The organism is Sorangium sp. So ce327 (assembly GCF_051530205.1).
Lineage (GTDB): Bacteria > Myxococcota_A > Polyangia > Polyangiales > Polyangiaceae > Sorangium > Sorangium cellulosum_B.
Genome location: NZ_CP150330.1, coordinates 9,215,797 through 9,231,352, shown reverse-complemented (window position 1 = coordinate 9,231,352; position 15,556 = coordinate 9,215,797). Strand labels below are relative to the sequence as shown.

Below are 15,556 nucleotides of genomic sequence, written 5' to 3'. Positions count from 1 at the left end.
CGTAGGGCAACGAGTGGCCCGCCTCTCCCTCGCCCACAGGGTCATCGGGCGCCGCGTTGCCGCCGGACCCGCCCTTGCCGGCCGGCGCCTCCAGGCTGGAGATGGGCATCTAGGCCGATGCCCACGAAGGCGCCGAAGGATGCGACGCCGTAGGAGGGCCCCCCGAGGCCGCCGCCGGCATCTCCGCCGCGACCGCCGTTGCCTCCACGGCCGCCACGACATGCCTCCCACATACCCATCACGAAGGTCGTGCCCCCGTGCCCGCCCCATCGCCCGACACCGCCCGGCTGGCCCGTTCCGCCGACGCCGCCGTTGCCGCCGTTGCCCGCGGTCACGGTGGTTGCCTCGAGCGTCACCGAGCTCCCCTGCAGCGCGACCACGCCGATGCTCGCCCCGCCATAGCCGCCGCCGTGACCTCCCCGGCCTCCGCAGCCACCGCTCCCGCCCGAGCCACCGGCCGCGCCGCCCTGAGGCAAGCCCGCCCGACACGCGAGTTGCTCGCCTCGCCCCTTGCTGCCGCCCCCGCCACCCCCCCCGTGGCCGACGCCGCCCCGCTCCCCGTCCGGACCGCGAGTGCCGACCCAGCCGTCCTCGGTGAGGTATCCCATGCCCACCGCGCCGTCAGCGCGACCGGCGGCGGCGCCGTCGGGGCCAGGATCCCCTTCCTTACATCTCGTGAGGGCATCCGCGCCGCGACCCCCGAGACCCGTCTTCTCCGGGTCCTGGTTCCCCGCCGGCCTCGGCTCCCCCGGCGCGCCATCGCCCCCCGCGTCGAGTCCGCCGTCGCCCCCGTAGCCTCCGGTGGACTCGGCGCCGTCGTCGCACGCCGTCACGACCGGGAGAGCGCCCGTCGGGGAGTCCTCCGTGCAGGCGAGCGCGCCGTCGTTCCCCGGCACGCCGTCCGCTGCCCGCTCGCTGTCCGCGTCCTTCCCCGGCTCCCCGTTCTCGCCGTCGCCCGCGACGATCGTGCTCGATCGCACGATCGCCCCGGCCCCCGCGCTCAAGATCATGGCGATCGACGACCTGCCATCGCTCGCGGAGGCGTCCGCTGCCACGACGCGCACGCCGTAGATCACCGACGTCGCGCCCTCGTCCCCCACGACCCGCAGCGGGATCCCCGAAGGCGGGGCGATGATCGTCGGATGGTTGGCGCCATCGAACGACCACCCGCCGTCATCGCAGCCACGGCCGCCCCAGAGGTGGATCCCCGAGACCAGCGTGACCTCTTCCTCGAACGTCTCGCCGCACGCATAGACGTGGCGCAAGCCCCGCGCTTGCGCCTCCACGATGGCGGCTTGCAGCGAGCCGAGCGGCTCGACCCGCGTGCCCGCGCGCGCGCCCTCCGCTGGAGCGCTGGCGCTGGCGAACACCCCGCACTCGTCCATCACGGGCCCCATGCCCGGCTCGTTCACCTCGCACGGCGACGGCGGCGGGGCGAGGCACATCCGCTCCTCACCGCAGTCCTCTGCGTACGTGCAGCCGGAGAGCCCTCCCGCGCCGCTCGTCGAGAAGGCGGCGACGGCGCACAGCCGCCGCACGTGTCGTCCCTGCAGAAAGTGCATGTCCCTGGCTCCTCGGATCACCACACCCCGTGCGCCACGAGGCCGATCTGCCCTGGCGTTGCGGCCGGCGAGAACGCGACGCGGGCTCCCGTGGGCTCGGACTGCAGAAAGGAGAAATCCGTGAAGAACGAGGCGACCGTCATGGCGCCGACCACGCCGCTCGCCACCACCATCGCCGTGCCGAGGGCGGCGAACTGATCTCGCTCTCGCCGGAGGACCGCCAGCTCGTTGCACGCTGAAGGCGGCGACGGTTCGCGGCACGCCCACGGCGTGAACCCGAGCGCGTCCAGCTTGCTGTTGCGCTCCTCGAGATCGCCGTTGGATGCGCTCGCGCGGACCATGAACAGGGCGCCGAGGGAGGCCGTCGCCGTGGTCAGACCGATGCCGGCGATACGCGCCGGCCCGAGCCACGATGCCGCCGGCCCAGGGGCCTGCGGCTTGACCGGTTCGCTCTTCCTCGCGCCCGGATCCGGCGCGCGCGCGGGTGCGTCGGCCGCGCGCACGAGCTGCAGCGTCGCGCTGACCGTCTTCCCCGCATCGACCTCGACCCGCTGCGAGCCCTCCCCGTGTCCCGACAGCCGGGCCCGGAGCGTGTACGTGCCCGGCGCGACGAACAGCTCGTGGACCGTGGCGCCCGTGCCGACGGGCTCCCCGTCGAGGAGGATCTCGGCGTCGGGCGGGGAGGCCGCCACGTAGATCCTGCCAACGTGCTGGATCGCCGTGTCGAACGCACGCGTGAACCTGTCGAGGAGCGCGCGACTCAGCGCGACGTCCTGCTCGAGGCTCTTCCCCAGGTGCTCGGCGGCCTCCCGGTGCTTGCCCTGCTGCAGCTCGCAAAGCCCGAGATAGCCGAGCACCTCGGCCCGCTGCACCGCGGTCATTCCGGCGGCGTCGGGCGCCGCCAGGACGGCTTCGAAGCTCGCTTCCGCCTCGGTCCACTTCCGTGCGCCGAAGGCGATCCGGGCCTTCTGGCGCGCCTTCGTCGCTGCCGCGCTCTCGGTCGCCACCGCAGGTGCTGCGCGCGCGAGCCCGATGCCGCTGCCCAGCACGCCGAGAAGGCAAATCGCGGACAGCGCCGAGCGCAAGAGCGTCATGCGGCCCACTTTATCAACGAGGCTGTCGGCCCAGCAAGCGCGTGTGGATATCGAGCGCTGCGCTTTTGCATGATAAATCCGACGTCACCTGCGCAATGATTCCACGGAGCCGTGGCCCTCTCGTTATCCCCCTCCGGACGCACCTTCGCGCACCGTTCTTCGTCGCACCGGTCGATTGGGTCACCTCTTTTCGCGCCTGAAGCATCTGGACGTGCATGGATGTGAGCACCTCGGCGAGCCCGGCCATCGCAGCCCCTGGCCCGCTTGCTTCCGACCGCTTCCGCCGGCTCGCGCGCGCCATGCGCGTGCCGGCTCAGGACGTCGACGACGTACTCCAGGACGCGTGGCTTCGCATCCTGGAGAACCGCGCTCGCATCGGCCTGGCGAGGGACGCCGCGGCGTATGTGGACGAGCTCGTCAGAAACGTGGTGCGCAACAGCCGGCGGCGATCGCGCCGCCGGCAAGAGGTGATCGCACCCCTCCAGGACGAGGATCCTTCGGACGAGCGGCCGGGCCCGGAAGCCTCCTTGATCGCCCGCCAGCGGGCTTCCGTCCTCTGGCGCTTCATCGACAAGCTCGACGACGCACGTCGCATGGTCTTCATCGAGCACGAGCTCCTGGGCCGGACGCTCGCCGAGATCGCCGAGGCGCACGCGCTCCCCGAGAACACCGTCAAGTCACGGCTCGCCGCCGCCTGGGACAAGATCGAGCAGGAGACAGGGCGCTGGCAGGCGGCGCAGCGCCGGCGCAGGCAGCCCGCGGTGCCGTGCTTCGTGCCCTTCTTCTCCGGTGCGTGGCTTCACGACGCCTTGCGCGGGCTTCGCCGCTTCAGGCTGCATGGGACGGCGGCGGCGGGGCTCGTGCTCGGGGCGGGTGCTGCCTGGCCCGGCCCAGCGGCCGGCTTTGCCGAAGCGCCCCTGCTCGCGGCCTCGGGGCGCGCGCGGCCCGCGCTCGAGATGCCGGCGGCGCCTGCTGACCAGCGCGGCGTGGGGCCGGGCCGACCCGAGAGCGCGATCCGGCGAGAGGCCGTCACGGCCTCCGGCGTGGGCAGGCGCGCCACGGGGGCACGCCAGGCGGGCGCGGCGAGCAGCAGGAGCGCGTGCGCTCCGCAGGCGACGCCGATCAGCGTGCGCGGCTGGCGGAGCTCTGATTCTATTGAGGCCTCCGAGCTCGACGGGGCAGCCGATACCGCAGGAGCGCGGCGATGGGGTTCAATGCATCTCTCATCGACCAACTTGCATCATCATCATACGCTGTTGCGCACCGGCCCCGTGCCCAGGGAGAGTCTGCGCGAGCTCCGTCGGGCTCCGGCTGGCGAGCCCGGCCTCGCGAGGACCGCGGTCGCGATGATGGAGAGCCGTGCGCCGCACGAAAAGAGCGGGTTGTTCTTACGGCGATGAACAAACGCCGGGGGTATGGCACCTTAGCGGGTCATGCGAACGACTTCACGCATCGTCTCGTGTGTCCTCGTGATGGTCGGTTGCTCTGATCCCGGGCCGGGCGGCAGCTCCTCGGGAGAGGCAGGAGGCGGCGGCGCCCCTGGCGTGACGTCTGCCGGCGCGACCGGCGGCTCCGGCAGCGGCGGCGACCCCAGCGGCACCGGCGGCTCCGGCAGCGGCGGCGACCCCAGCGGCACCGGCGGCTCCGGCAGCGGCGGCGACCCCAGCGGCACCGGCGGCTCCGGCAGCGGTGGCGACCCCAGCGGCACCGGCGGCAGCGGCGGCAGCGGCGGCAGCGGCGGCACCGGCGGCACCGGCGGCACCGCATCCCTTTCCCCCTGCGGTACGCCCACGACCTGGCGCAGTTCGCCCGAGGCGTTCCTCGATCTGGGACACACCCAGATTCTCCGCCGGCTCTTCGTCTCCGGGGATCGCGTCCTCGGCTGGGACCACGACCGCTGGATCCTGTGGGATACGGCGACCCGCGCCGCGATCGCCGACGGTAATGCGCCCGGCGGCTTCCGGGAGCTTCCATTTCCCCTTCCGGACGGCTCGTTTCCAGAGCTTCCGGGAGGCGTCGAGCTCCGAGCCGATCTCCTGGTCATCCAGACGGACCCGCAGCACGCGTTCGAGCTGCGCAATGCCGCCGACGGCTCCCTGCTGGCGGCCATCTCGGCCGAGTACGACGACGTGGGGCTAGCGACCGACGGGAGCTACGTCTGGGCCGCCCGCTCCCGCAACATCACCGTCTGGAGCCGCACCGGGGACGAGGTGCTGTCGGCCACGCTGGAGGTCTACGGCGAGTTCCATGCGGCCCCGGACGCGGTGCGCGTCGCGTCGAAATACCATCCGGATACGTCGGTCCAGGTCGTGCCGATCGACGGCTCGCCGCCGCACCTCACGCCCGCGTTCGCGGGCACCTTCCACGCATGGTCCAGGGACGGCGCGCGCTTCCTCACGACGGCCGGCAACACGGTGCGGGTGTACTCGAGGACCGGCGTCCACGAGAGCATCGTCAACCTGCCGCACATCGACAACCTCGCGGCAACGGGAGGCTATCTCTGGACTTACAATCCCCATATCTTGGGCAACCCGCTCACGATCTACCGGATCGGCGGAGGGAACGTCCCCGTGGCACAGTACGAATACCGCAGCGGCATGACCGTGGTGCCCTCCGAGCGCGCGATCGGCGTCTTCGGTACGGCTCCGACGAAGCTCGAGGTCTTCGATCTCGGCGGCTCCGAGATCACGCGAGCGGAGCACGAGGTGACGGTCTACCCGCCCACCGTGGCGCACATCGACGGAGGGCTTCGCTGGGCCATCGGTAGCTCCGGAGGCGTCATCTTGCAGAAGGGCACGGTGGCCGACCCTGACGCGACGGGGAAGCTCGGCTGCGGAGCGTCGAAGCTGGGCGGAGCGGCCTCCGGGCAGGTCGCCATCGCCACGCCCGCGGGGGGGATCTTCCTCTACGACACCGCCGACCTCGGCGCCGGTCCCACGGCGTCCGTTCCGTTGCTCAGCGCTGGCGTGCGGCTCTCGGCCGACGGGCGCGTGCTCGCCGCGCGCGCCACCGAGCGCGACCCGCACATCGAGAGCAGAGACCTCCGCATCTTCTCGCTGCCCGACGGCGCCGAGGTCGCCTCGTTCGACTCGGATGTCGCCCTCCTCGATTTCTCGCTGTCCGCGAGCGGGACGACGCTGGGCCGCACGTATCACCGCTCCAACGTTCTCGATGGCGATCGCCGCATCGTCAGCGACGTGAGCGGAGCGACGGTGATCTACGAGGACACCGGATCTCAACCGGTTCCGGTCATCTCCCCCGACGGCCGTCATTACCTCGTGACGGACGAGGCGACGGGAGACGGCTGCGGGTTCACCCAGTTCTACGAGGACGGGGTGCTCGTCAACGCGGTGCCCGGCTGCGCGGTCGGATGGCTCGACGATACCCGCGCGCTCGTCCAGACGTATACCCGCAATTTCTTGACCAACCGGTGGGAGCTTCAGGCGTCCACCCTCTACGACGAGCTGGGCAACGTGATCGCCACGCCGCCGCTGCCGCGCATCACCCTGGCCCCCAAGGACTACACGGTCGACTATGGCAAGCCGGCGTACGGCATGGTCCCCGTCTCGCCGACGGCCATCCACGCGCGGTACGAGCGCGCCATCTACGATATCGAGACCGGGGCGACCCTGGCGACCCTCCCCGAGGCCAGCGTCATCGCCGGCAGCTCCGTCGTGTACCCCTGCGGCAACGCGATCTGCGCCGCGCCTTACTGACAGCCTCCCTGCTCCCGACGCCCGGCGACGGATCACTTCTTCCGGTACGCGCCGGGCGTCGTCCCCGTGCGGCGCTTGAACGCCGTCGTGAGGTGCCCCTGATTGGAGAGCCCGCACGCCAGCGCGATCTCCGCGATGGACAGCCGCTCGTCCCGGAGCATGGCCATCGCCTTCTCGATGCGGCGTGACAGCACGTACTGATAGGGGGTCTGGTGATAGGCGTGCTTGAACAGGCGCGAGAAATGGTCCGGCGAGTAGCCCACCAGCCGTGCCAGGTCCACGAGCCCGAAGTTCGACGAGAGCTCGGCGGGACGCTGGCCGCGAGCCGGCACAGGAGCGAGAGCGGGGCCATATCGATCGCGACGGTCCCGTCGGCAAAGGTGCGCTTGAGCGACAGCCGCACCATGCCGTCCTGTTGCAGCTCGACGCGCGGGATCGAGCTAGTCGCCGGCCGCGCACGCCGGGGGAGGGCAGCGGCCTTCCAGGATGTCGCGGCACACCTTCTCGCGCGCCTTCTTGTCGACCGCGCCGAGCGCGGCGTAGATCTGCTGCGTGCTGCACCCGAGCGAGCCCTCGGCCATGAGCGGGCCGCACGCGTTGAACACCTCCGGCGCTGGCAAGGCCGCGCAGCGGGCCTCGCAGGCCGCGATGTCCGCGAGCTCTAGCGGGCATGTGGCCGCGTAGAGCGTGCACATCGCCTCGCACCGCCCGACGCACTCGGCGTCGCCCTCCGGGCCGAGCGGCCCGGCCGCGGTGCAGCCGGCGGGATCGCCGGTCTCCGCCGCGCGGCACCCGGCATACCCCTCGGGCGACGGCATCGCCTCGCAGACGGTGCAGCACGCCTCGACCGACGGGTACTGCGGCGTGAGCTCGCAGAGATCCAGCGACCGGGCGCAGTGCGCCGAGCACGCGGCGATCTCGCACGGGCCGGCCTCCTGCGCGGGCGGAACCCAGCTCTCCGGGCTCCCGTCGCCGGCGTCGCCCGCGGCGGCGCCGCTGTCGATGCCGTCGCCCTCGGCCGAGGTGGCGCCGTCCTCGGCGTCGGGCAGCGGGGCGACGACCTGACACCCGGCGAGCCACGCGGCGAACGCGCAGGCGGCAGCGCGACGCGCCCTCACAGCGTCCCCCGCATGCTGATGTAGCCCGGACCGACCGCCCAGGTGACGCTCGAGGCCGGGGTCTTCGAGCGCTCCAGGCCGAGGCTGATGCCGCCCACGGCCGCGCCGGCGATGGCAAGGCCGAACCCCACGTTCGAGACCCAACCCAGGGCGTTCGCGTCGCCTCGCGCATCGGCGGAGCAACCCGAGGTGCCCTGCCGGCAGGCCTCGGCGAGGTCGCTCCTCGCGCTCAGGTAGGCCGCGCCCACGCCGAGCCCCACCGCCAGCCCGGCGCCCGAGGCCACGAACCCGCCGATGGCCCACGGCGAGACGCCGTCCGGGCGGGGCTCCGGGGTGAGGGCGACGTCGAGCGCCGTGATCTCCCGCTCCGGGACGTAGACCCGCTGCCGGGCGCCGACGTAGCCGTCGGCCTCGACCTCGACCCAGTGGTTGCCGGGATCGATCAGGGCCCCCTCCGAGGAGGCCTTCACCTCCTGGCCATCGATCCGGAGCTTGGCCCCGGCGGGGCTCGGCACGAGCCGCACCTTGAGCCGAGGGATGCGGTCGTCGAGCTCGTCGCGCAGGGCGTCGGCGCGGCGCCGAGCCTGCATGAACGGCCAGGGCTCCCCGGGGAGCGCGCGCGACGAGGCGATCGTGGACGCGAGCTCGCGCGCCTCGCTGAGCCGGCCGATCGCGGCGAGCGCCTTCGCCACCTCGATGGACGTCGAGGGCACGCGGACGAGCTGCTCGGCGCGCTGGTAGGCGCGGAGCGCCTCCGCGTACCTCCTCAGGATGAAGAGCTCGTCGCCCTGGTACACGAGCTCCCGGGCGTCACGCCGCGCCTTCTCGTCGGCGGCGCCGGCGGCGGTGTCCGCCGCGTCGCCGGCGAGCGCCGGCGGCGCCGCGAGGATCAGGCTGGTGATCACCATCAGCGTGCTGGGCCGGGGGCGCATGGGTCTCCTCTCCTGTCAGAAGCCGAGATCGCGGCGCCAGCGCGTGCGCGTCGCGACCGTCTTGACCGGCGTCGAGGACGGTGCGGCGAGCGCCGCCGGCAGGGCGCTCGGGGCGCCAGACACGGCCGTCACCCTGGCGTCGGCGGTCGCCCGGGTCGCAGGCTGCGCCGTGGCCGCAGGCTGCGTCGTGGCCGCAGCCCGTGCCTCGGCCTGGTGCGGCCTGGCGTCGTCCTGCGCCGTGGCCGCCGCTCGCGCCTCGACCTGCGGCGCCGTGGCCGCGGCCCGCGCCTCGGGCAGCGGGCCCCTCGTCTCGCACTGGGCCGCGGGCTCGACGGCGGCGGGGGCGGCGCGCCCGGGCGCTCCGCCGGCAACCATCGCGAGCGACGCGGTCTGCGCTGCCGGCGCGGTCCGGGTGACGCCGGAGGCGACACCGGATGCCCCCGCCCACGCCAGGGTGCTGAGGCCCATCACGGCACCCGCCGCCAGGGCCCAGGTGCGCGTCCGCGCCCGCTGCCGAGGCGAGCTTCCGCCCACGCCCAGCGTGCCGAACGGCAGGAGCGTGGTCACGAGAGACGAGAAGCCTTCGCCCGAGCCGAGGGCGTCGCGCGGGGGCATGAGCTGGGTCCGGACGGGCCGCGCGGCGCACGGGGTGGCGACGGCCGCGTCCAGCGCCTCGAGGACGGCGCGGGCGCTCCGGGCGCGGCGCGCCGGGTCGGGCTCGAGCAGCGAGAGGACCCAGGCGTCGATCGCGGGCGGCACATCCGGGGTGAGCCGGGACGGCGGCGGGGGCGGCCCGCGGTCGATCGCCACGGCCACCGCGGCGACGGTGGCGCCGCCGAAGGGGATCTGCCCGGTCAAGCAGAAGTAGGCCACGACGCCGAGGGCCCAGAGATCGCTGTGCGGTCCGACCCGCGCGCCGCCCGCCATCTGCTCGGGCGACATGAAGTGCGGCGTCCCCAGGATGGCGCCCGTGACGGTGAGCCGCTCGGCCTCGTCGAGGGTGTTCTTGGCGATGCCGAAGTCGAGCACCTTCACGAAGGGCTCCCCCTCGCCCTCCACGAGGAAGATGTTCTCGGGCTTGATGTCGCGGTGAACGATCCCCGCCTCGTGCGCCCTGGCCAGCGCGGCGCAGAGCTGGCGGAGGATGGAGACGGTCTCCTCGAGCGAGAGCCGCCGGCGGCGCTCCACCAGATCTTGCAGCGTCTGCCCCTCCAGGTGCTCCATCACGATGTAGGGCACGCCCTGGTCGGTGAAGCTCACATCGAACACGCGCACCACGTGCGGGCTCTGGATGCGGGCCGCGGCCTCGGCTTCCCGGTGGAGGCGCACGACGGCCAGCGGGTGGTCCATGTACATGTCGCGAAGGAACTTCACCGCGACATGGGTCCTGAGCGCGACGTGCTCGGCGAGCCAGACGCTCCCCATCCCCCCCTGGCCGAGCGCGCGGATGAGCCGGAGCTGGGAGCCCACGTGCATTCCGGGCATCGGCCCGCGCTCCGAGCTCGACGCGGTGTGGCAGCCTGCCTCAGCTGGGGCGATCAGGCAGGGCGATGGCTGGGTGGCCTCGCCTATTCCTAGCGTCTTGCTCATGCCGGAGCTGGCTTGCACGCCGCGAGCCATCGCTCCGGCGGAGGGGTTGCGAGGACATGCGCCGGCATCGGGGTGTCGCGTCGTGGCGTGGAGCCGCGCTGTGTGGCGCCCTCGTGACAGTTCGCTACAGGCGCGGCAGCGGCTGCGCTGCGCGCGCTGTCGACACCGGCTCACGGACGTTTCACGGCCGCCGTCATCGCGCGCTCCACGCGCCGCCCTGTCGCCGGAAACCGTGACGTAACGCGGGCTTCGCTGTCGGGGGACGCGACGGGGGACGCCCCGAGGGCGCAGGTCGAATCGGGGCTTGTCGTCCGTGCGCCGAGTCACCAGGGTAGGCCGGGCGATGCAGCCTCTCCTCCTCTGGTCCCTGCTGGCTGGCGTCGGCCTCCTCGCCGCGGCGTGCGACTCGCGTCCGGCGGAGGCGCCCAGGCCGGTCGTTCTTCCGCCCGTCGCTCCGGGCGAGCTCCGCAGTCCGGAGGCGTTCGTGGCGATCCGGGATGACGACGCGCGCGCGGCCTCGCTCTTCCTGGAGGCGAGCAAGGTGCTGCTCCACCCGCGCTGCGTGAACTGCCACCCTCACGATGGCGTCCCGCGCCAGGGCGACGCCGGCGAGCGCCACAGCCCGCCGGCCGAGCGCGGTCCGAGCGATCGCGGGGTGGCGGCGATGGAGTGCACGTCGTGCCATCAGGCGCAGAACCTCGAGCTCGCTCGTGTCCCCGGGGCGCCGGGCTGGCACCTCGCGCCGGCGGAGATGGCGTGGCTCGGGCGGTCGCCGGCGGCGATCTGCGCGCAGATCAAGGATCCGGCGCGCAACGGCAAGAAGACGCTCGCGCAGATCGTCGAGCACTCCAACCGCGACGAGCTCGTGGCGTGGGGGTGGGCGCCCGGCCACGGCCGCACGAAGGCGCCCGGCTCGCAGGCGGCCTTCGGCGCGCTGGTCGACGCGTGGGTGAAGGCGGGCGCGGCGTGCCCGCCCGAGGAGTCCCGACCATGATCATCCTGAAGGTGAACGGCGCGGAGCAGAAGCTCGACGTGGACCCGGACATGCCGCTCCTCTGGGTGCTGCGCGACGTGCTCGGCCTCACGGGGACGAAGTACGGCTGCGGCCAGGCGCTCTGCGGGGCGTGCGTCGTGCACCTCGACGGCGAGACGGTGCGCGCCTGCGTGACGCCTGTGAAGCGCGCCGCGGGCGGCTCGGTGACGACGATCGAGGGGCTCAGCCCCACCGGCGATCACCCGCTCCAGCGCGCGTGGGTGGAGCTCGGCGTCCCGCAGTGCGGCTTCTGCCAGGCGGGGCAGATCATGAGCGCGGCCGCGCTCCTGCGGAAGAACCCGCGGCCCTCGAACGACGATATCGACCGATCGCTCGCCGGCAACATCTGCCGGTGCGGCACGTACACGCGCATCCGCGCGGCGGTCCGCAAGGCTGCCGGCCTTCCCACGGAGTGAAGATGGAACAGCAACGCGTCGTCCTCCTCCGCCGCTCCTTCCTCGCGGGGCTCGGGCTCGCGGTGGGCGGGCTCGCGCTCGGGGTCGCCGAGGCCGCGCCGCCCGCGCAGCCTACGCCCAGCGTCCCCAAGGCGGAGCCCGGGCTCCGGACCGGGGTGTTCCTCCACATCGCGCCCGACGGGACGGTGTCGATCGTCTCCCACCGGTCCGAGATGGGGCAGGGGATCCGCAGCTCGCTGCCGGTCCTCGTCGCCGACGAGCTCGGCGCGGACATGGCGCGGGTCAAGATCGTGCAAGCCGACGGTGACAAGGTCTACGGCGATCAGAACACCGACGGCTCGCGCAGCGTGCGCGGCGGCTACGAGCCGATGCGGCGCGTCGGCGCGACAGCGCGCGCGATGCTCGTCGCGGCCGCGGCCAGGAAGTGGCGCGTCCCCGCCGCGGAGTGCGTCGCCCAGCAGCACGCGGTCCACCACGCGAAGTCGAAGCGCTCGCTGGACTTCCGCGAGCTCGTGGCCGACGCGGCGAAGCTCCCGGTGCCCGACGCGGAGACGGTCGCGCTCCGCCCCGCCTCGGAGCTCAAGCGCGTCGGCGGCCTGCTCCCGCTGCTCGAAGGCCCGGCCATCGTCACGGGCGCGGCCCAGTTCGGCGCGGACGTGCGCCTGCCCGGCATGCTCACCGCGGTCATCGCGCACCCGCCGGTCGTTGGGGGCAGGGTCGTGCGGTACGACGGGGCGCGCGCGCTGGCGGTCCCGGGCGTGAAGAAGCTCGTGGAGCTGCCGGCGCCGAAGGGCGTCGGGGTGGGGTTCCAGCCGCTCGGGGGCGTGGCGGTCGTGGCGGACACGACGTGGGCCGCGATGCGCGGCCGCGCGGCGCTGCAGATCACATGGGATCACGGCGAGAACGCGTCGTACGACTCGGCGAGCTACCGCGAGGCGCTCTCGCGCGCGGTGCGCGCGCCGGGCAAGGTCGTGCGGAAGGTCGGCGATGTCGACGGGGCGCTCAAGGCGGCGGCGCGCACGGTCGAGGCCGAGTACTACGTGCCTCACCTCGCGCATGTGGCCATGGAGCCGCCCTCGGCGGTGGCGAAGGTCGACGCGGGCGGCTGCGAGGTGTGGGCGCCGACGCAGAACCCGCAGGCGGCGCGGACCGAGGTGGCGCGGGCGCTCGGCGTCGACGAGGCCAAGGTCACCGTGCACGTGACGTTCCTCGGCGGCGGCTTCGGCCGGAAGTCCAAGCCCGACTACGTGGCCGAGGCGGCGCTGCTAGCGCGCGAGCTGGGCGCGCCGGTGCGCGTGCAGTGGACCCGCGAGGACGACGTGCAGAGCGGCTACTTCCACAGCGTCAGCGCGCAGCACCTCACGGCGGGGCTCGACGCGGGCGGCAAGGTGACGGCGTGGCTGCACCGGACGGCGTTCCCGCCGATCCCGTCGACGTTCGACGCGAAGGTGAAGACCCCGAGCGAGAACGAGCTCGGCCTCGGCGTGCTCGATCTCGCGCTCTCGGCCCCGAACGTCCGCGCCGAGGCGTGCGACGCGCCGGCGCACGTCCGGATCGGGTGGCTCCGGTCGGTCTGCAACATCTTCCACGCCTTCGCGGTGCAGAGCTTCATCGACGAGATCGCGCACGCGCGGCAGGCGGATCCGCGCGAGGTGCTGCTCGAGGTGCTCGGCCCTGCCCGGAAGGCGACGCCCGCCGAGCTGGGGGTCGACAAGGTCCCGAACTACGGGGCCTCGATAGAGCAGCACCCGGTCGACGTCGGCCGCCTCCGGCACGTCATCGAGCGGGTGACGGAGATCTCGGGGTGGGACGCCGCGCGCAAGGCGGGCCGCGCGCTGGGCCTCGCCGCGCACCGGAGCTTCCTCACGTACGTGGCGGTCGTCGCCGCGGTCTCGAAGGACGCGCTCGGCAAGGTGAAGGTCGACGAGGTGTGGCTCGTCGCGGACCCCGGCACGGTCATCAACCTGGACCGCGTGCGCGCGCAGATGGAAGGCGCGGTGGTCTTCGGGATGAGCATCGCGCTCCACGGCGCCATCACGATGAAGGGCGGCGCGGTCGAACAGACGAACTTCCGCGACTACCCGGTGGTGCGGAGCCCGGAGGTGCCGGCGCGGATCCACGTGGAGATCGTGAAGAGCGACGCCCCGCCCGGGGGGGTCGGGGAGCCCGGGGTGCCGCCGGTGGCGCCCGCGATCGCGAACGCGGTGTTCGCCTTGACGAAGACGCGCGCCCGGGAGCTCCCGCTGCGGCGCCTGGGGCTGTGATGACGGCAGGGCGCGCGGAGGGGTGAGCGAGAGGACGCCGCCGCGAGCGGCCCGGAGGGATTGAAAAGCTGAAATCGGCGACGGCGGCCGCCGGGGACCTCGGTCGCGCACGAGCGGCCGTGGACTGTGCCGTCGCCGGCTTGCGGCGTCGCCCGAGGACACGAGGGAAGAAGCATGCTCACGTTCCTCGGGGTCGTGGTCGTGGTCGTCGGCTTCGTGGCCCGGATCCATCCGCTCCTGGTCGTCGCGGCGGCCGCCATCGTGACCAGCCTCTCCGCTGGGATGGGCCTCGTCGAGGGGATCTCCGTCCTGGGCAAGGCGTTCAACGACAACCGTTATGTGAGCCTTGTCTGGCTCGTCCTGCCGGTCATCGGCCTCCTCGAGCGCTCGGGCCTCCAGGAGCGGGCGCGCGCGCTGATCTCGCGGGTGAAGACGGCCACGACCGGGCGCATCCTGCTCGTGTACTTCGCGGTGCGACAGCTCAGCGCGGCGCTCGGCCTGACCTCGCTCGGCGGCCACGCGCAGATGGTCCGCCCGCTGATCGCGCCCATGGCCGAGGCGGTGGCGGAGAACCGGTATGGACCGCTGCCGGACAGGACGCGCTGGCTGATCCGCGCCTCGGCGGCGGCGGCCGACAACGTGGCGCTGTTCTTCGGAGAGGACATATTCCTCGCCATCGCGTCCATCCTGCTGATCAAGGCGTTCCTCGAGCAGAACGGCATCTTCGTGGAGCCGCTCCAGCTGTCGGTCTGGGCCATCCCCACGGCGGTCCTGGCGCTCCTGATCCATGGGACTCGGCTCCTCCTGCTCGACCGGCGGCTGCACCGCGACCTCACCCGCGCGGACGCGGGGAAGGCGGCCGAATGATCACGCTCGATGTCGTCTACGTCGTGGGAGGGCTGTTCTTCGCGGCGTCGGCCGTCCTGAGCGCGGTCGACCGCGAGAACTCGAGGCGATGGAAGAACACCCTGTTCTGGGGTCTCCTCGCGATGAGCTTCCTCTTCGGCTCGCGCCTCGGGGATCTCGGCAACGGGGTGCTCGTGATATCGCTCGTGCTCCTCGCGGGCGTCAGGGGCCTGGGCCAGGGGCGCCCCGCCACCACGACACCCGAGGAGCGGCGCGCCAGCGCCGAGCGGCGCGGCGACCTCCTCTTCGTCCCGGCGCTGATCATCCCGGCGACCGCCCTCCTGGGCGCGCTGGTCCTCAAGCGGATCGAGATCCGCGGCGCGCACTTGCTCGACCCGAAGCAGGCGACGCTGATCTCGCTCGCTCTCGGCGTGGTGCTGGCGCTCGGGGTCTCCGTGGCGTGGTTGCGCCCGCCCCTGCTCGCGCCCTTGCAGGAAGGCCGGCGCCTGCTCGACATCGTGGGCTGGGCGGCGATCTTGCCCCAGCTGCTGGCCGCGCTCGGGGTCGTGTTCGCGGTCGCGGGCGTGGGGGACGTGGTCGGCGAGCTGGCCGGGAGCGCGCTCCCGAGCGGCGGCCGCCTCGCCGCGGTGGCCGCCTATACCGTGGGCATGGCGATGTTCACGGTGATCATGGGGAACGCCTTCGCGGCGTTTCCCGTCATGACGGCGGCCGTGGGGCTCCCCCTGATCGTGCGCCGGCTCGGCGGCGACCCGGCGATCATGAGCGCCATCGGCATGCTGTCCGGCTTTTGCGGGACGCTGATGACCCCCATGGCCGCGAACTTCAACATCGTCCCAGCGGCCCTGCTCGGCTTGCCCGATCGCGACGGCGTGATCAAGGTCCAGCTCCCCACCGCGCTGCTCTTGCTGGTAGGGAACACGCTCCTCATGTACCTGCTCGCCTTCCGGCGCTGAGGTCGCCATCG

The 15,556-nt window shown here is 73.1% G+C and carries 13 protein-coding genes; 7 read left to right on the top strand and 6 right to left on the bottom strand.

The features are described 5' to 3' along the window. Positions 1 to 41: 41 nt before the first annotated feature. Together WME95_RS34600 and WME95_RS34595 are read right to left on the bottom strand one after the other, a co-directional pair. Positions 42 to 1,562: a hypothetical protein gene (locus WME95_RS34600; protein WP_437903620.1), complete on the bottom strand. Its 1,521-nt coding sequence runs from the start codon at positions 1,560 to 1,562 to the stop codon at positions 42 to 44. Between the two features lie 17 nt (positions 1,563 to 1,579). Beyond that, complete coding sequence (locus tag WME95_RS34595; RefSeq protein WP_437903619.1) at positions 1,580 to 2,656, bottom strand: PEGA domain-containing protein; 1,077 nt, start codon at positions 2,654 to 2,656, stop codon at positions 1,580 to 1,582. Between the two features lie 215 nt (positions 2,657 to 2,871). Here WME95_RS34595 and WME95_RS34590 point away from each other — a divergent pair, with 215 nt between their 5' ends. Both WME95_RS34590 and WME95_RS34585 read left to right on the top strand, forming a co-directional pair. After that, positions 2,872 to 4,056 carry an RNA polymerase sigma factor gene (locus WME95_RS34590; RefSeq protein WP_437903618.1) on the top strand — a complete coding sequence of 395 codons (1,185 nt, stop codon included), beginning with the start codon at positions 2,872 to 2,874 and terminating at the stop codon, positions 4,054 to 4,056. 33 nt (positions 4,057 to 4,089) lie between these two features. After that, positions 4,090 to 6,372, top strand: a complete 2,283-nt coding sequence (locus tag WME95_RS34585) for a hypothetical protein (protein ID WP_437903617.1) — start codon at positions 4,090 to 4,092, stop codon at positions 6,370 to 6,372. A gap of 32 nt (positions 6,373 to 6,404) precedes the next feature. Here WME95_RS34585 and WME95_RS34580 read toward each other — a convergent pair whose 3' ends face one another. The 4 genes from WME95_RS34580 to WME95_RS34565 all read right to left on the bottom strand — a co-directional run bounded on the left by WME95_RS34580 (position 6,405) and on the right by WME95_RS34565 (position 9,907). Further along, the gene (locus tag WME95_RS34580; protein WP_437903616.1) at positions 6,405 to 6,704 is read right to left on the bottom strand and encodes a helix-turn-helix transcriptional regulator; all 300 of its coding nucleotides are present in this window, start codon (positions 6,702 to 6,704) and stop codon (positions 6,405 to 6,407) included. A 108-nt stretch (positions 6,705 to 6,812) separates the two neighbouring features. Continuing rightward, complete coding sequence (locus WME95_RS34575; protein ID WP_437903615.1) at positions 6,813 to 7,490, bottom strand: hypothetical protein; 678 nt, start codon at positions 7,488 to 7,490, stop codon at positions 6,813 to 6,815. Continuing rightward, a complete protein-coding gene (locus WME95_RS34570; RefSeq protein ID WP_437903614.1) occupies positions 7,487 to 8,422 on the bottom strand; it encodes a PEGA domain-containing protein in 936 nt (311 codons plus the stop codon). Before WME95_RS34570 ends, WME95_RS34575 begins: the two co-directional genes overlap by 4 nt. A gap of 15 nt (positions 8,423 to 8,437) precedes the next feature. Beyond that, the gene (locus tag WME95_RS34565) at positions 8,438 to 9,907 is read right to left on the bottom strand and encodes a serine/threonine-protein kinase (RefSeq protein WP_437903613.1); all 1,470 of its coding nucleotides are present in this window, start codon (positions 9,905 to 9,907) and stop codon (positions 8,438 to 8,440) included. A 448-nt stretch (positions 9,908 to 10,355) separates the two neighbouring features. On the opposite strand from WME95_RS34565, the gene WME95_RS34560 reads away from it, so the two are divergent. The 5 genes from WME95_RS34560 to WME95_RS34540 all read left to right on the top strand — a co-directional run bounded on the left by WME95_RS34560 (position 10,356) and on the right by WME95_RS34540 (position 15,545). Next, positions 10,356 to 11,006: an Isoquinoline 1-oxidoreductase subunit gene (locus WME95_RS34560; protein WP_437903612.1), complete on the top strand. Its 651-nt coding sequence runs from the start codon at positions 10,356 to 10,358 to the stop codon at positions 11,004 to 11,006. Then, a complete protein-coding gene (locus WME95_RS34555; RefSeq protein ID WP_437294175.1) occupies positions 11,003 to 11,461 on the top strand; it encodes a (2Fe-2S)-binding protein in 459 nt (152 codons plus the stop codon). The genes WME95_RS34560 and WME95_RS34555 overlap by 4 nt, the downstream gene beginning before the upstream one ends. A gap of 2 nt (positions 11,462 to 11,463) precedes the next feature. After that, positions 11,464 to 13,725: a molybdopterin cofactor-binding domain-containing protein gene (locus tag WME95_RS34550; RefSeq protein ID WP_437903611.1), complete on the top strand. Its 2,262-nt coding sequence runs from the start codon at positions 11,464 to 11,466 to the stop codon at positions 13,723 to 13,725. 174 nt (positions 13,726 to 13,899) lie between these two features. Next, on the top strand, positions 13,900 to 14,592 hold the full coding sequence (locus tag WME95_RS34545; protein ID WP_437903610.1) for a DUF969 domain-containing protein: 693 nt from the start codon (positions 13,900 to 13,902) through the stop codon (positions 14,590 to 14,592). Further along, positions 14,589 to 15,545, top strand: a complete 957-nt coding sequence (locus WME95_RS34540; protein ID WP_437903609.1) for a DUF979 domain-containing protein — start codon at positions 14,589 to 14,591, stop codon at positions 15,543 to 15,545. Before WME95_RS34545 ends, WME95_RS34540 begins: the two co-directional genes overlap by 4 nt. Positions 15,546 to 15,556: the final 11 nt, after the last annotated feature.

Coding starts and splice junctions, on each gene's coding strand:
- WME95_RS34600 (WP_437903620.1), bottom strand. CDS start 1,562: ATGCACTTTCTGCAGGGACGACACGTGCGGCGGCTGTGCGCCGTCGCC.
- WME95_RS34595 (WP_437903619.1), bottom strand. CDS start 2,656: ATGACGCTCTTGCGCTCGGCGCTGTCCGCGATTTGCCTTCTCGGCGTG.
- WME95_RS34590 (WP_437903618.1), top strand. CDS start 2,872: ATGGATGTGAGCACCTCGGCGAGCCCGGCCATCGCAGCCCCTGGCCCG.
- WME95_RS34585 (WP_437903617.1), top strand. CDS start 4,090: ATGCGAACGACTTCACGCATCGTCTCGTGTGTCCTCGTGATGGTCGGT.
- WME95_RS34570 (WP_437903614.1), bottom strand. CDS start 8,422: ATGCGCCCCCGGCCCAGCACGCTGATGGTGATCACCAGCCTGATCCTC.
- WME95_RS34565 (WP_437903613.1), bottom strand. CDS start 9,907: ATGCCCGGAATGCACGTGGGCTCCCAGCTCCGGCTCATCCGCGCGCTC.
- WME95_RS34560 (WP_437903612.1), top strand. CDS start 10,356: ATGCAGCCTCTCCTCCTCTGGTCCCTGCTGGCTGGCGTCGGCCTCCTC.
- WME95_RS34555 (WP_437294175.1), top strand. CDS start 11,003: ATGATCATCCTGAAGGTGAACGGCGCGGAGCAGAAGCTCGACGTGGAC.
- WME95_RS34550 (WP_437903611.1), top strand. CDS start 11,464: ATGGAACAGCAACGCGTCGTCCTCCTCCGCCGCTCCTTCCTCGCGGGG.
- WME95_RS34545 (WP_437903610.1), top strand. CDS start 13,900: ATGCTCACGTTCCTCGGGGTCGTGGTCGTGGTCGTCGGCTTCGTGGCC.
- WME95_RS34540 (WP_437903609.1), top strand. CDS start 14,589: ATGATCACGCTCGATGTCGTCTACGTCGTGGGAGGGCTGTTCTTCGCG.